The organism is Agarivorans sp. QJM3NY_33 (assembly GCF_050870865.2).
Taxonomy (GTDB): Bacteria; Pseudomonadota; Gammaproteobacteria; order Enterobacterales; family Celerinatantimonadaceae; genus Agarivorans.
In genome coordinates, this window is record NZ_CP194039.2 from 2,523,318 (window position 1) to 2,538,607 (window position 15,290).

Below are 15,290 nucleotides of genomic sequence, written 5' to 3' on the forward strand. Positions count from 1 at the left end.
CAAACCTGATTATATATCATTCAACTTTCTTGCAAATTTATTAAACCAGCTTCCCAGAAACATACGCCCGGGAAAGCGACTGACGACTCATTTTTTTTACCAACAGAACTGCGCGTTGACCGATGGCAACTTTATCATTTGGAAAAACTATTGCTTTCGGACCGTCCTCAATAACGATATTGTTTACGCCATCACGGGCTAATAAATAGCCACTTGGATACTCACTAAAATTGGCTTGTTCTGGGCTAAAATTAAACCGAAATTCTGAACTGGTTTTTTCAATCACATCGCTCACTTCAAACAGCTGAGCCTGCTCAGCTTGAAAATTCCATATATCCAATGGCTCAGCACTCATTAAACGAATCAGGCTGCATTGTAAGTCAGCCAAGTTTGACAAATCATTTTCCCCAAAAGGCTGGACTTTACCCAATTCCACGGTAAATGCTATTGCGCCATGAACAAAACTACTATGGAAACTAAATGTTGCCGCTGCTTGATTTGAGAATAATACGCAATTTACACCACAGGCTTGTAACAGCGCTAAGCTACTAAGCTTCCAAGCTTTTGCATGAGTGTAAGGGTAAACTGCAAACTTAGGGTATTTGGATGCGCGTATTGCGGTGTGTAGATCAAGATGATAACGCGTCAGCTTAGGATATAGCTGGTAAAAATCCGCCACCATTTGTTCCAGTTGTTTTGCCCGATTCACTTCATAACATACCGGGTACTGTTGATATTGTCCGGTAAACAAACGATTGAGGTTCACCGATAATTCTCGTTTTGCTTCAATCATGGCTGGCGGATTTCCCAAAATAATTAAAGTCGGTTGAGAAATAAGCCATTGCTCGCTCAATATCTGAGAAGCCAAAACATCTAAACACTCAATCGGCCCGGTTTCATTACCATGGATCCCCGCAGATAAAATCACCACCCGCTGGGCAGTCGTCTTCGGTTCAAATAAAAATAACCCTGCTCCCTTCACTGTAACCTTGGTTTTATTCTGCAAGTAAAAGCTAAAGGTGTCTGTACTTCGTGGTGATGCGAGCGTATAGGCCAATATACCTTGTTTTAATAATGCGGTTTTTGACACTTCTCATCCCTTCATTTCTGTTAAGAACAACACAGTATGCGGTTTTTATAGACATAAAAAAAGGGAGACCAAGTCCCCCTTTTGTATCTCATAAACTGAGCTTAGTTAGGCAAGACTTTTTCAAGATGCCAGATACGATCAACATAATCTTCAATTGAGCGGTCAGAGTTAAATTTACCGACAGACGCTGAGTTGATAATTGCTTTACGTGCCCATTCTTTTTTGTCGCTGTATAGCTTATCAACTGCGATATTTGCTTCAGAGTAAGACGCAAAATCAGCCAAGCATAGGTAAGGGTCACCACCTTCTAACAGGCTGTGCTTAATCGCTGACAACTCACCTGGTGCGCCAGGCGTAAAGAAGTCAGTTTCTAACCAATCAAGAACCGCTTTCAATTCTGGGTTACCGTAATAGTAATCCCATGGATTGTAGCCAGCTGCTTTAAGTGCCTTCACCTCGTCACAATTTAAACCGAAGATGAAGATGTTGTCTTCGCCCACTTCTTCAGCAATTTCAACGTTCGCACCATCAAGAGTACCTAAAGTTAATGCACCGTTCAGCGCAAATTTCATGTTACCAGTGCCGGAAGCTTCATAGCCGGCAGTAGAAATCTGCTCAGAAACATCTGCAGCTGGGAATAATTTTTCAGCCAGTGTAACCCGGTAATTCGGTAGGAATACGACTTTCAACTTACCTTGAATACGCTCATCGTTATTAACTTTATCAGCGATCTTGTTGATAGCGTAAATGATATCTTTAGCTAGCTTGTAACCCGGTGCCGCTTTCGCACCGAAGATGAACACACGTTTGTTCATTTCATAATTAGGATTTTCCAACAAGCGACGGTATAGGGCCAAAATGTGTAGCACGTTTAGATGCTGACGTTTGTACTCGTGAAGACGCTTGATTTGAATATCGAAAATCGCATTTGGATCGACTTCAACATCACATAGCTCTTGGATTACTTTAGCCAGTTGAACTTTTTTGGTGTGTTTAATATCCATGAATTGCTTCTGGAATTTAGCATCATCCGCAAAAGCGTTGGCTTTACTCAATAAAGTCAGATCACGAGGCCATTGATCGCCAACTAAGTCGGTATACATACTAGCCAACTCTTCATTACAAGCGAGCAACCAGCGGCGAGGCGTGACACCGTTTGTGACGTTTTCAAAACGTTCTGGCCATAATTCACTGAATTCGGGGAATAGATCCTGTTTTACCAATTCAGAGTGCATGGCTGCCACACCGTTGGTTTTGAAACAAGTGACAACACATAAGTAAGCCATGCGGACCATCCGTGTTTCACCTTCCTCGATGATAGACAAATGGCGCTTCATTTCATCGTTACCAGGCCATTTTGCTTCAACTTGATCTTCTAAAAAGCGACGGTTGATTTCATAAATGATTTCAAGGTGACGAGGTAAGACTTTCTCGAACAAGTAAACAGCCCATTTTTCTAAAGCTTCAGGCAATAGAGTGTGGTTAGTATAAGCGAAGGTTTCGCTACATACTTTCCAAGCGTCGTCCCATACCAGCCCTTCTTCATCGATCAGAATACGCATCAATTCAGGAATAGCGACAGTTGGGTGAGTGTCATTTAACTGGATTACCGCTTGCTTAGAAAACTGTGAGAAGTCGGTGTGATTACGTTTATAACGACGAATAATATCTTTCAGTGAACAAGCACAGAAGAAATATTGCTGAATCAAGCGAAGCTCTTTACCTTGTTCACTTTCATCGTTTGGATAAAGTACTTTAGAGACCGCTTCGGCTTGAGATTTTTCCGCCTGAGAATCGATATAACCACCGGCATTAAATACATCCCAATCAAAGAAGTCAGCGGCTTTAGATTCCCACAAACGTAATACGTTCACAGTTTTAGCCTCGTAGCCAACCACTGGAATATCCCATGGCACACCTTTAATTTGACGACCCGCGTGCCAAACTTTACGCATTTTGCCATCTTCACCGAATACGGTTTCTACATAACCGTACAAAGGGACTTCCTGAACTGACTCTGGACGGCAAATTTCCCAAGGATTACCATACTCGCGCCAGCTATCGGGGCGTTCAATTTGGCGACCGCCTTGAATTTCTTGACGGAATAAACCATGTTCATAGTGAATGCCATAACCGACCGCGGGGTAATTTAAAGTCGCTAAAGAGTCAATGAAGCAAGCCGCCAAACGACCTAAACCACCATTCCCAAGGGCCATGTCTGGTTCTTCATCGCAGATGTCATTAATATCTTTTCCTAAATCGCTCAACGCATCACGAGCGGCTTCGAAAACACCAACATTATGCAGATTGTTGACCGTTAAACGACCCATCAAGAATTCTAAAGAAAAATAATGAACAGCCCTTGAATCATTTTCTGCATTTGCTTTTGACGTTTCAGTTAAACGCTCAAAGACCAACTCGTTGACTGACGAACATGTTGCTTTCCACCACGCCTTATTATTAGCGCGTCCTTCGTCAGTACCGAGCGTACTGCGCAAATGCTTCAGGATTGAATCTTTAAATTGCTCTTTCGATAACGCTAATGCGTTTTTTGCTTTTGCCTTTTTAGCGGCCATGTGGATTTCCTTTGTATCTAACCTTTGTGGTGACATCTTCAAACGTAGCATCAGTTGGTTAACCGAACAACAAATGCTAGTCGTGAATTTCAAGTGCCCGGAAAAATTTCCAAGCTCATGTTACCGATGCAAACGAATATTATATACGTTCGACATCACATTTAGTTAAAAAAGCCTCTCGCAACACTAAATTTTTATGCATTTCTTTACAAAAGTACATTTTAACTAAAAGAACTGAAACGAAGTGTAAAGAAAACCCTAGAAAAGCCTAGAGCTTGAAAATGCTTTCATTGGCAAATTACAAAAAATGTTGATCGGAATCAATTAATACGGGGTCTTGGGAGCAGGTTTAAATACATTTTCAGCTTGGTTATTGTAGGAGCACTTTGTAACAAGAATATTACAGTTTGTGCAATTTAATACAGCTGGCATACGTTTTCATCGAATAAAAAGTCACAATATGTGAATTTAAATTCGCATATTGTGACAGAGGGGCTTATAGACCAGCTTTCGCTAAGGCCGCCGAAACGATGCTCTGGGCTTCTTGTTCTATCTGGGCTAAATGTTGTTCACCTTTAAAACTTTCCATATAGATCTTATAGATCGCTTCAGTGCCCGAAGGGCGTGCCGCAAACCAACCATTCTCGGTGACAACTTTAAGTCCTCCGATAGCCGCATCATTACCCGGAGCACGAGTCAACTTAGCGATGATCGGCTCGCCAGCTAAAGTTTGAGCTTCCACCATGGCTGGATCAAGCGCGCTTAGTACTGCCTTCTGCTCGATACTCGCAGGTGCATCAATACGTTTATAACAAGGTTTACCAAATTGATTGACAAAAGCTTGATAGTGTTCACCAGGATCCTTGCCTGTAACTGCAATAATCTCGGCAGCCAGCAGGGCTAAAATGATGCCATCTTTATCAGTACTCCAAACGCCACCATCTTTGCGAAGAAAAGAAGCGCCAGCACTTTCTTCTCCACCAAAAGCGATGCTGCCATCGAACAAACCATCAACAAACCACTTAAAGCCAACTGGCACTTCTTTTAACTCGCGGCCAAGTTTTACGGCAACACGGTCGATCATTGAACTGGACACTAGTGTTTTGCCAATGGCGGCAGTGGCAGGCCATTGCTCGCGGTGAGAAAACAGATAATCAATGGCGACCGCTAAATAATGGTTAGGGTTTAACAGGCCACTGCTTTTGGTGACGATACCATGGCGATCATAATCAGGATCATTGGCAACCGAGACATCAAATTTGTCTTTAAGCGCAATTAAACTCGCCATCGCATAAGGCGACGAGCAATCCATACGGATTTGACCGTCTTTGTCCAAAGTCATAAATGAGAACGTCGGGTCTACCCGTTTATTAACAACTTCAATATCTAAACCGTAAGTCTCGGCAATCACAGGCCAATAAGCAATCCCACTTCCACCAAGAGGGTCAACACCAATTTTAACTTTTGCTTTAGCAATCGCATCCATATCCAATACATTGGCTAGATCGTCTACGTAAGGTTTGATGTAATCAATCGCTTCAATTGACGGCATTTTAATCGCGGCGTCGTAGCTTAAACGTTTCACGTCTTTTAGATCATTGGCTAAAATTTCGTTGGCCCGATCTTGTACAAGCTTGGTCACGTCACTATCGGCGGGGCCCCCATTTGGCGGATTATATTTAAAGCCACCGTCTTCTGGTGGATTGTGAGAAGGTGTAATCACTACGCCATCTGCTTGTTCTTTACCTAAACGATTGTAGGCCAAAATCGCATGTGAAATAACTGGCGTTGGGGTATAGCCCAAGCCTTCCTGATAGCGAACCTCAACACCATTCGCAGCAAACACTTCAATTGCCGAGCAAAATGCTGGTTCAGATAAAGCATGAGTATCCTTACCTATATATAGAGGACCAGTTGTGCCCTGCTCTGCCCTATATTCTGCAATCGCCTGACTGACCGCCAAAATATGGTTTTCATTAAAAGCCCGCTGACTGGAACTTCCGCGGTGTCCTGATGTACCAAATGCCACCTGCTGTTCGCGTACATTCACATCGGGTTCAAGCAAATAATAATCTGCGACCAGACGTGGGATGTTTGCTAGGTGCTCAGCCTGAGCTGGCTTACCTGCTAAAGGATGAATAGCCATGAATAGCGTCTCCGTTGCTTAAGTTATAAAATAAAAAAGTTTAGAGCGCCTCGCATACACGCTCTATTTGTATTGCTTGCAAGCCCATCTCACTAGCGACATGCTGAAGAATGTAACGTTTTCGGGCTGTATTAGTATTGGTGATCACCCAGTAAGGGCTGGCAGGAATGGCTTGGGGCTTACTCGTTTTCCCAGAGGCTAACAATGTTTCTTTCGCTTGAGAAAAGTACTCCCGCTTACTCCCCTTAATCACACAAGCTTTAGCAAAACGAGAGTGGTCTAAGCAGTAAAGTTGAGAGAGTAAAGCTAAAAATCGTTTGGTGGAGCTGCCCGCTTCTGCGATACCAGAAAAATCAAATTCAACATGCTGTATAGAAGAAATAACTTTATCCGCTTCGACATCTTCGCCCATCACTGGTTCTGCTGGCACAGACGGTAGTGCTTGAGAACCAACGCGAGCATCATTTAACTCTGAGCTGGCATTTAATTGGGATTGTGCATCCAGTAAGCGTCTTAAGATATCAGAGGCGCTTTCGCCGATGTGCTGAGTTTGTCCCGCAATGTATAAATACAAGTCATCTTCAATTTCTATAGTCTTCATTGCCATTTTTATTTATAAAGCCAGATTAAATATGGATTTATTATACATAGCAAAGTTAATAACTCATCATTAATCCCTTATAAGTCTATTAAAAGCTGAAATTTTGCCCACTAAACTCACCTTTTAGGGCTTGTAGATACGAGGAGAGATAGGCAGACTAGTCGACGAATGAGCAGAGGGTAAATTTTGAAATTGCACTACAAACAACAAGGAACGGGCTACCCCGTTTTACTAATTCATGGCCTATTTGGCAGCTTATCTAATTTAGGTATATTAGCGAAACATTTGCTTGAAAATGATTATCAAGTGATTAGTGTTGATGCGCTCAATCATGGCTTCTCACCACGCAGCGAATCAATGAATTACCAAACCCAAGCGAATAGCATAAAAGATCTATGCGACCAACTGGCGATTGAGCAATGTGCTATTGTCGGCCATTCGATGGGGGGGAAAGTCGCAATGGCCACCGCCCAGCTTTACCCTGATCTAGTGTCTGCAATTGTGGTGGCAGACATTGCACCTGTCGCCTACCAACATAACCACCAGGCGGTATTTAGCGGTTTAAACAGCTTTGATGTAGCCACCGTAACCAGTCGAAGCGAAGCTGACCAATTGTTAGCCCACTATATTAATGAACCAAGTGTTAGACAATTTCTGCTTAAGTCCTTAATTAAAGCAGAAAATGGTTGGACTTGGTTATTTGATGTCCAACGATTATCTCGGTGCTACCACAACATTATTGACTGGGAACCTTTAGGCGTTTTTAATCAGCCTTGTTTGTTTATCAAAGGACAAAATTCGGATTATATTGTTAGTCAGCAGCAACTCAGTACCGTACAACAGTTCCCCAAAGCTGAATTAAAAGTAATAACGGCGACCGGACATTGGCTACATGCCGAAAAACCTGCTACTTTCAATCGTTTGACTGAGCGTTTTTTAGGCACGCATATTTAACACCTCGCTGTGCTTTGTGATATAGTGCGCGTCGAATTTTCTCCCGAGGATAGCCATGTTTGCTCAATACATCGATCAAATAGAAAGCCTTGCCTTAACGATTGGCTTTGTTATTTTATTTTTTCTTATTGGCATGGCTATTCAAGATGTACTCAAAAAAGGCAATGTTCCCCCCTTCGGCCGCGCCGTTGTATGGTTAGTATTGTTTTTAGGATGTGCAGGCTTTGTCGCAAAAGGCTTAATTCAGCTATCTTGGGAAGGTAGTGGTTTAGGCTAAACGGTTGTTTCTAAAAGTAATGGCAAAACAAAATACAGATCGAACCACAATTGATCTATTTGCGAGCGAAAAAAGAGTGGGTCGGCCAAGAACCAACCCCTTAGAACGCAAAGATCAATTGAAAGCCAACAAACGAAATCAACTTAAACGAGATCGTGCAAATGGGCTTAAAAGAATAGAATTAAAAGTTGAACAACACCTATTCGAAAAACTGAATCAATTAGCTGACGAATCAGGTATTAGCAGAAGTGAATTGATTGAAAAAATATTGAATAGTCAATTTTCAATAAATCAATAGTTTGTAATACAGGTGAAAAATATGGCAAGCGTAGGTATATTTTTTGGCAGTGACACCGGCAACACCGAAGCCGTTGCACAAATGATCCAAAAAGAGTTAGGTAAAAAACTAGTTGAAGTGAAAGATATCGCCAAGTCGACCAAAGAAGACATTGATGAATTTTCACTGATCCTATTAGGGATCCCCACTTGGTATTATGGGGAAGCACAATGTGATTGGGATGATTTTTTCCCTGACCTGGAACAAATTGACTTCTCAGAAAAACTGGTTGCGATCTTCGGCTGCGGCGACCAAGAAGACTACGCTGAGTATTTCTTAGATGCGATGGGTACCATCAACGATATCGTCGTGAATAAAGGTGCTACCGTTGTTGGGCATTGGCCAATTGAGAGTTACGATTTTGAAGAATCTAAAGCCTTAGCTGACGATAAACATTTTGTAGGCTTAGGCATTGACGAAGATCGCCAGCCGGAGTTAACTCAAGAACGCGTGAAAGCTTGGTGTCAGCAAGTCTACCAAGAGATGTGTTTGGCCGAGTTAGAAGATTAAGTGACTGGGCAAAGCCCAGTTTTTCTTTAATAAACTAACACAATTGGCAATAATTATGCTTAACTTTGGCTAGAGGTGTTGAGCATTGCCAAAATTACTGTTATTAATTTCACTGATTGTGTCTTTTTCTAGCTATGCCGATGTTTGGTTTTATCAGGACCAACAAGGGGTTATGCATTTTTCTCAAGAGAAAAAAGACTCAAAATGGCGTTTGTTAATGCGCACCCCGGAAGCATTTGCAAAACCAAAATCCATCGTACAGGCCCCAAATCCACTCAACAACAATGCTTATCAACAACTGATTATTGACACCGCAAAGCGATACAATCTCGATCCGGCCTTAATCCATGCCATCATTGCAACTGAATCTAATTATAAAAACAATGCTGTTTCACGCAGTGGCGCGATGGGCTTAATGCAATTAATGCCTGCAACGGCAAAACGATTTTCAGTCACCGATCCCTTTGTTCCAGAGCAAAATATAGAGGCCGGGAGCCGTTATCTTCGCTGGTTATTAGATGAGTTCCAATCGCTGCAATTAGCGCTTGCCGCATACAATTCAGGAGAAAATACCGTAAAACGCTATGGTTTTAAGATCCCTCCTTACCAAGAAACCCAAGATTATGTCCGTAAAGTCATTAAACGTTACAAACAAAACCTCAGCCAAACTAATTAGCGGTTAAACTAACAGAGCGTTCCATTTTAGCTCCACTTTGATTGCAAGAGTTCACATTTATCTGCAGCGCTTATGTAGAAACAAACTATTACAGCATACTGTTAGAGGGCATAGCGGGAATAAACCTGTCAGTTTTTCCTAGTGACTATAATCGCTAGTCTATGTGCGAGCTTCATCAGTAATCGGCGAGTCACTACGAGTAGTGGTTCATCGCGAAAACGAAGCCAAGTGCACAAATTCGCTGGCTTAACCCACATCAATGCAGCAAGTTTTTAGCTTGGGGCTTTGTGTTTAGTGCGTAAGCCCGTATACTACGGGCAGTTATGGAATGGATAACAGCAAGGGATAAAAATCACCTATGTCTGATAATAATCACGCACTAAAAAAAGCGGGTCTTAAAATTACGCTACCCAGAATGAAAATTCTGGATTTGCTACAAACACCGAATAACCAGCATATCAGTGCCGAAGATTTATATAAATTACTACTTGAACAAGGCGAAGAAATTGGCCTTGCAACCGTTTATCGAGTACTGAATCAATTTGATGATGCAGGTATTGTTACGCGTCACCACTTCGAAGGCGGAAAGTCAGTATTTGAGTTAAATACTCAAAATCATCATGACCACCTAGTTTGTCTTGATTGTGGGAAGGTCATCGAATTTAACGACGAAGTGATCGAGCAACGCCAGCGCGACATTGCTAAAAACAATGGTATTCAACTCACTAATCATAGTCTTTATCTTTATGGGCACTGTATTCAACAAGATTGTACAGAAAACTCTGAAGAAAACTGACAACTCAAACAGGTGTAACAACATACACCTGTTTTCTATTGAGCATATCCCCAACGCCCTACCAGCTGATTATCTACCCCTAAATGATCGAGGATCCTTGAGGCCACATGATCGACGAGTTGCTCAATACTTTGTGGATTGTGATAAAAACCAGGGCAAGCTGGCAATATATCAACCCCTATTCTGGCGAGCTTCAACATATTTTCTAAGTGAATCGCAGAAAAAGGCATTTCCCGCGGCACTAAGACTAAACGTCCCTTTTCCTTAATGACAACATCAGCAGCTCGCTCCAGCAGATTATCTGATAGGCCCATCGCAATTGATGCCAAAGTTCCCATACTACAAGGACACACCAACATCATTTTAGGTGCAGCAGAGCCTGAAGCGACCGGCGAAAACCAATCCGTTTTACCAGGTAACAAAATTTGCCCTTTTTGAGCTTTAAAACGTTCCTGCATGAACTGTTCTACTTTATCTTTTGCGGTTGGCCACTGTTCGCCTAATTCCGTTGCAATAACGACCTTTGCCGCACTAGATATCAATAAATGCACTGTAAATTGCTTTTCGATGAGCAACTCAAGTACCCGGATAGCATAAATAACACCGGACGCGCCAGTAATAGCTAAGGTTATATGTTTGTTTTTCATTCAGTAAATACTGTACTCGATTTTAAGAGCGATCCTGCAAGAGAGGCAGGTTTATACCAAGATTTTCGGCTTGAGGGTAATTGTAACGTCATTAATTCGGCTAAGCGACTAATTATACAGCTTAAAGCATTTATAAAAACTAAGGTATTAACTACAATAAGGAAAAGGAATTTATGTAACGGGCTTATGTCTAAAGTAGAAATCCCCACCAACAGCTTACAGGTTGGTCATTATATTAGCTTACCGATTGGTTGGACTGCCCACCCTTTTATGCGAAATAGCTTCAAAATAAAAAATGAAGAACAATTAACTGTTGTTCGTTCTTTAGGCCTAGATGTGATTACAGTTTTCCCCAATAAATCAACCGTTAACGTTAACTTAGTGACCACGGCTACGACCGACGAGCAAGCACCAGAAGCAATCGCAGAAATCGATCCGGAACAAGCAATACTAGAAGAATTAAGGCACGCGCAAAAACGTGCGAATAAAGCATTCTTACGTAATTCAGAGAGTTTTCGTCTGGCCTTGACTAAATTTACCAATAAACCTGAAGAAGCTTATTACAGTATATTCGAACAAATAAATATCACTTTACAACTGATGTTTAAATCTAAATCACCACATAGTGTTTATGTTATTTTGGAACCCAGTAGCGAAGAAGATATTTTTTTCCACAGCGTAAATGTCGCTGTTCTCTCTGCTTTAGTGGCCAAGAATTTAGGTTTTACTGAGAAAGAATGTTCGATGTTGTGTATTGCGGCGATGGTTCATGACATTGGCGAACTCAAAGTTCCCCAGCAGATCCGCAGAAAACCCAATGAATGGGAATCCGCAGAACAGAGTTTTTTTGAAACTCATCCTAAATTTAGTGCTGACCTGATTAAAAAAGCAGGTTCATTTCCAAAAGAAATTCTGCCGATGGTGCTAAATCATCATGAACGATTAGATGGTAGCGGCTACCCAAAAGGTTTAAAAGCAAAAGAGCTAGATAAAACCACTCAGTTACTGTCGATTGTTGATGCTTTTGAACACCTATGTTCACCTTTACCACATCAGAAAAAACTCACACCTCAAGAAGCCTTCGCCTTTCTCTATAAGTATGCAGGAACAAAATATAACAAGTTATACTTAGAGCAGTTAATGAATACTTTAGGTATCTACCCCCCCGGCTCCATAGTAAGCTTATCCGATCAAACTTATGCAATGGTGATGTCGAGCAACCCTAAACAAAAACTTAAACCGAGAGTTTTACTTTTAGAAAAAGGTAAAAGCTTCAGCAATGCTAGCGTCATCGATCTCAGTAAGTCAGACGTCAAAATTAGTCAAACTGTAAAATGGGAAGACGTACCACAGGCGCTAATTAAGAATTTCGACCCTAAACTTCGCTGTTGTTATTTCTTCGACCCCGAGCAAGAATAATTCAAATCCGTTAGCCCTACTATTTTTAGCTTTACTTCACTTCAAATAAATTCATTTACGCGTGTTCTAGGTAAAAAGCGAAAATCATCAACTGATTTCCGCTTTTTATCTAAGTTAGTCATTGGACTATTATTCGATAATGTCTTGTTTACCTTTTACTTTTTCTCTCATACTTTGCATCATTACGTAAAAAACGGGCACCAGACAAGTCCCAACAAGGGTGGCGGCGATCATCCCGCCCATCACCGCATAACCCAAAGACACGCGACTAGCCGCCCCTGCACCAGTCGCAATCACTAAGGGGATCACCCCAAGAATAAACGAGAAGGCAGTCATCAATACGGCTCGAAAACGTAGGCGAGCAGCTTTTACCGCAGCATCTCGAATTGTCATACCGCTTTCTCGCAATTGCTTGGCAAATTCAACAATCAAAATAGCATTCTTACAGGCTAAACCGATCAATAAAACCAAGCCGATTTGAGTATATAAGTTCACATCGGAACCCATAATCCAAATGTAAACAAAAGCCCCTAAAATCGCGATAGGTACCGCAAGCATCACTGAAATAGGTATCGTCCAGCTTTCGTACTGAGCGACCAAGAACAAATAGGTAAAAATGAGGGCTAGAGAAAAAATAAGCGGTGCCAAATTACCAGCTTTTAACTCCTGATAAGTTTGCCCTGACCACTCGTAGGTATAACCGACCGGAAAACTATTTTCCGCAATTCGTTTAACCGTTTCAATCGCTTGCCCTGTACTATAGCCCGGTGCTGGGAAAGCATTCATTTTCACTGCGCCATATAAGTTAAATTGGTTGATATACTCCGGCCCCAATTTAGGCTCAACAGTCACCAAAGTTGTTAGAGGGACCATTTCATCAAACTTATTGCGAATATAGAAACGAGAAATATCTTGTTCAGAGTTTCTATATTCAGTTTCGGCTTGCATGTATACCCGAAAGACCTTACCAAAACGGTTAAAATCATTGACGTATTTAGAGCCTAGCATCGTTTGCAGCGTGGTAAAAATACTATTCAATTGTACCCCCTGCACTTTTGCTTTCTGTCTATCAACATCAACGAACAGTTGTGGTACATCCGCACGATAAGTACTAAAAGCAGCGGCTAGTTCCGGAACGCCTGCGGCTTCTACTGCGGTAGCCCGCATCACACTGGCCAATTGCGCAGGACTTCGCCCCAAGGTGTCTTGAATATAAAACTCAACACCTGCGACGGTCCCCACCCCCGGTAAAGCCGGCAACGAAAATCCCATCGCTTGCGCTTCGCCATAACGACTCAGCGCAGCATTTGCTTTTGCTAAAATACTCGACTCAATTAATGCGGGATCGTTACGTTCATCCCAATGGGATAAAATCACCACCATAAGCCCCGCATTTGAAGACACCGCGCCTGAAATAATTGAATAACCACTAGCCGAAATAACGTTAGTCACACCATCCAACTGGTTGAGTTCGTCAACCATTTTGCCAATTACGTCTTTGGTTCGGTTAATTGATGCACCATTAGGCAATTGAACATCTACAAAAAATGCCTTCTTATCTTCAGTCGGTACAAAACCAGTCGGTAATGAAGTTGCAAAATAGCCAGTCGCACCAAGCAATAGCACATAAACAATTCCAACAATCGACAACTTTCTGACCATCCCCGATACAAAACCACTATATTTCCCAGTGGCTTTATCAAAATAGCGGTTAAAGACAGCATGAAAGCCCTTTTCATGAACTTTAGGGGTTTTTAATAAAGAGGCACATAGTGCCGGACTCAAGGTTAAGGCATTCACGGAAGAAATGAGTACCGAGATACAAATGGTAATGGAAAACTGAGCATACATTTGTCCAGTGATTCCCGGCATCACAGCGGTAGGGGCGAATACAGCTAACAGTACCAAAGTGGTTGCGACCACAGGGCCTGTCACTTCTTGCATCGATTTGATAGTCGCATCGACAGCGTTCAAACCTTCTTCTTGCATTAAACGGGTGGTATTTTCCACAACCACAATCGCATCATCGACCACAATCCCAATTGCAAGGATCAAAGCAAATAACGAAACAGTATTAATGCTCATGCCAGTTGCCAATAGAAATGCAAAGGTACCAATCAATGAGACCGGTATCGCGATAGCAGGTACTAGGGTTTGCCTGAAATCTTGTAAGAAAACATAAACCACAAAGATAACCAAAGCCACCGCAATCAACAGCGTTTCTAACATCTCATTAATCGAGGTTTGAACAAATTCTGTCGTGTCGTAAAGGATTTTGTAATCCATATCCTCGGGAAACTGAACACTTAAGCGATCCAGTTCTTCTCTAACACCTTTTGCGACTTCTAAAGCATTGGCACCACTGGTTTGATAAATAAACAGTAATGCTGAGTCCTTATTATCCAGTTTTGCTTCAGCATCATAGCTTGCCGCCCCCAATTCAACCCTAGAAATATCTTTTAAATATACGGCGCTCCCATCCGGATTGGAACGAACGATAATTTCTTCAAACTCTTCGGGGTGACTTAAACGTCCCTTCGTGGATAAGGTATATTGAAACTGTTGATCCCGGGGCACAGGTGCTGCACCAATCCGGCCTGCGGCAACTTGAATATTCTGTTCTTCGATAGCCGCAATCGCGTCATCAACGCTAACACCTAAACTAGCCATTCGGTCTGGATTTAACCAAATCCGCATTGAGTAATCCATCCCACCAATAATGCTAACCTTTGATACCCCATTCACTCGGGCAAGGTTATCCTTGATGTTGATCCCCAAATAGTTGTTCAGAAATAAATTATCTAAACCTTCATTGGGTGATATCAAGTTGAGCATCATCAAAATATTGGGATCTTGCTTTTGAACTTTAATTCCGCTGCGCTGGACCTCGTAAGGTAGACGAGGCATAGCCTGCTGAACCCGGTTCTGCACATTCACTTGCGCCATGTCAACGTCGGTACCAACTTCAAAAGTAACGCTTAAGGAGTAACTGCCGTCATTGGCGCCTTTTGACTCCATATAAATCATATTTTCAACGCCGTTAACTTCGGCTTCAATAACCTTGGCCACAGTGTCTGCCACCACATCGGCACTCGCACCAGGATAACTGGTCGTCACCGAAACGGAAGGCGGAGAAATATTGGGAAATTCAGCAACCGGTAATACCGGGATCGACAACAAGCCAGCCAAAGTTAAAACAATAGAAATAACAAAGGCAAATTTGGGTCGATGAATAAAAAACTTACTAATCATCACCGACTC

At 42.1% G+C, this 15,290-nt stretch carries 13 protein-coding genes; 7 read left to right on the forward strand and 6 right to left on the reverse strand.

Going from position 1 to position 15,290, the window contains the following annotated elements:
• Positions 1–40 precede the first annotated feature (40 nt).
• From astE to ACRRSY_RS11395, 4 genes are all read right to left on the reverse strand, one after another.
• Positions 41–1,090: a succinylglutamate desuccinylase gene (astE, locus tag ACRRSY_RS11380; RefSeq protein ID WP_432463201.1), complete on the reverse strand. Its 1,050-nt coding sequence runs from the start codon at positions 1,088–1,090 to the stop codon at positions 41–43.
• A gap of 101 nt (positions 1,091–1,191) precedes the next feature.
• Entirely contained in the window at positions 1,192–3,666 is a 2,475-nt protein-coding gene (locus ACRRSY_RS11385; RefSeq protein WP_432453157.1) for a glycogen/starch/alpha-glucan phosphorylase, read from the reverse strand.
• A 496-nt stretch (positions 3,667–4,162) separates the two neighbouring features.
• Positions 4,163–5,812 carry a phosphoglucomutase (alpha-D-glucose-1,6-bisphosphate-dependent) gene (gene pgm, locus ACRRSY_RS11390; protein ID WP_432463202.1) on the reverse strand — a complete coding sequence of 550 codons (1,650 nt, stop codon included), beginning with the start codon at positions 5,810–5,812 and terminating at the stop codon, positions 4,163–4,165.
• Positions 5,813–5,852: 40 nt separating this feature from the next.
• Complete coding sequence (locus ACRRSY_RS11395; protein WP_432453159.1) at positions 5,853–6,413, reverse strand: replication initiation regulator SeqA; 561 nt, start codon at positions 6,411–6,413, stop codon at positions 5,853–5,855.
• Positions 6,414–6,599: 186 nt separating this feature from the next.
• On the opposite strand from ACRRSY_RS11395, the gene ACRRSY_RS11400 reads away from it, so the two are divergent.
• The 6 genes from ACRRSY_RS11400 to fur all read left to right on the forward strand — a co-directional run bounded on the left by ACRRSY_RS11400 (position 6,600) and on the right by fur (position 9,963).
• Positions 6,600–7,367, forward strand: a complete 768-nt coding sequence (locus tag ACRRSY_RS11400) for an alpha/beta fold hydrolase (protein WP_432463203.1) — start codon at positions 6,600–6,602, stop codon at positions 7,365–7,367.
• Positions 7,368–7,422: 55 nt separating this feature from the next.
• Positions 7,423–7,644: a DUF2788 domain-containing protein gene (locus ACRRSY_RS11405; RefSeq protein ID WP_432453161.1), complete on the forward strand. Its 222-nt coding sequence runs from the start codon at positions 7,423–7,425 to the stop codon at positions 7,642–7,644.
• 19 nt (positions 7,645–7,663) lie between these two features.
• On the forward strand, positions 7,664–7,942 hold the full coding sequence (gene ybfE, locus ACRRSY_RS11410) for a LexA regulated protein (protein WP_432453162.1): 279 nt from the start codon (positions 7,664–7,666) through the stop codon (positions 7,940–7,942).
• A 21-nt stretch (positions 7,943–7,963) separates the two neighbouring features.
• Positions 7,964–8,491, forward strand: a complete 528-nt coding sequence (gene fldA / locus ACRRSY_RS11415; RefSeq protein WP_432453163.1) for a flavodoxin FldA — start codon at positions 7,964–7,966, stop codon at positions 8,489–8,491.
• A gap of 85 nt (positions 8,492–8,576) precedes the next feature.
• On the forward strand, positions 8,577–9,167 hold the full coding sequence (locus tag ACRRSY_RS11420; RefSeq protein ID WP_432459364.1) for a lytic transglycosylase domain-containing protein: 591 nt from the start codon (positions 8,577–8,579) through the stop codon (positions 9,165–9,167).
• A gap of 358 nt (positions 9,168–9,525) precedes the next feature.
• Entirely contained in the window at positions 9,526–9,963 is a 438-nt protein-coding gene (gene fur, locus ACRRSY_RS11425) for a ferric iron uptake transcriptional regulator (RefSeq protein WP_432453165.1), read from the forward strand.
• Between the two features lie 35 nt (positions 9,964–9,998).
• Here the strand turns inward: fur and ACRRSY_RS11430 are convergent, their stop codons facing one another.
• Complete coding sequence (locus ACRRSY_RS11430) at positions 9,999–10,610, reverse strand: flavin prenyltransferase UbiX (RefSeq protein WP_432453166.1); 612 nt, start codon at positions 10,608–10,610, stop codon at positions 9,999–10,001.
• Between the two features lie 186 nt (positions 10,611–10,796).
• Here ACRRSY_RS11430 and ACRRSY_RS11435 point away from each other — a divergent pair, with 186 nt between their 5' ends.
• Entirely contained in the window at positions 10,797–12,029 is a 1,233-nt protein-coding gene (locus ACRRSY_RS11435) for an HD-GYP domain-containing protein (RefSeq protein WP_432459363.1), read from the forward strand.
• 129 nt (positions 12,030–12,158) lie between these two features.
• Here the strand turns inward: ACRRSY_RS11435 and ACRRSY_RS11440 are convergent, their stop codons facing one another.
• Complete coding sequence (locus tag ACRRSY_RS11440; protein ID WP_432453168.1) at positions 12,159–15,281, reverse strand: efflux RND transporter permease subunit; 3,123 nt, start codon at positions 15,279–15,281, stop codon at positions 12,159–12,161.
• Between the last annotated feature and the right edge of the window lie 9 nt (positions 15,282–15,290).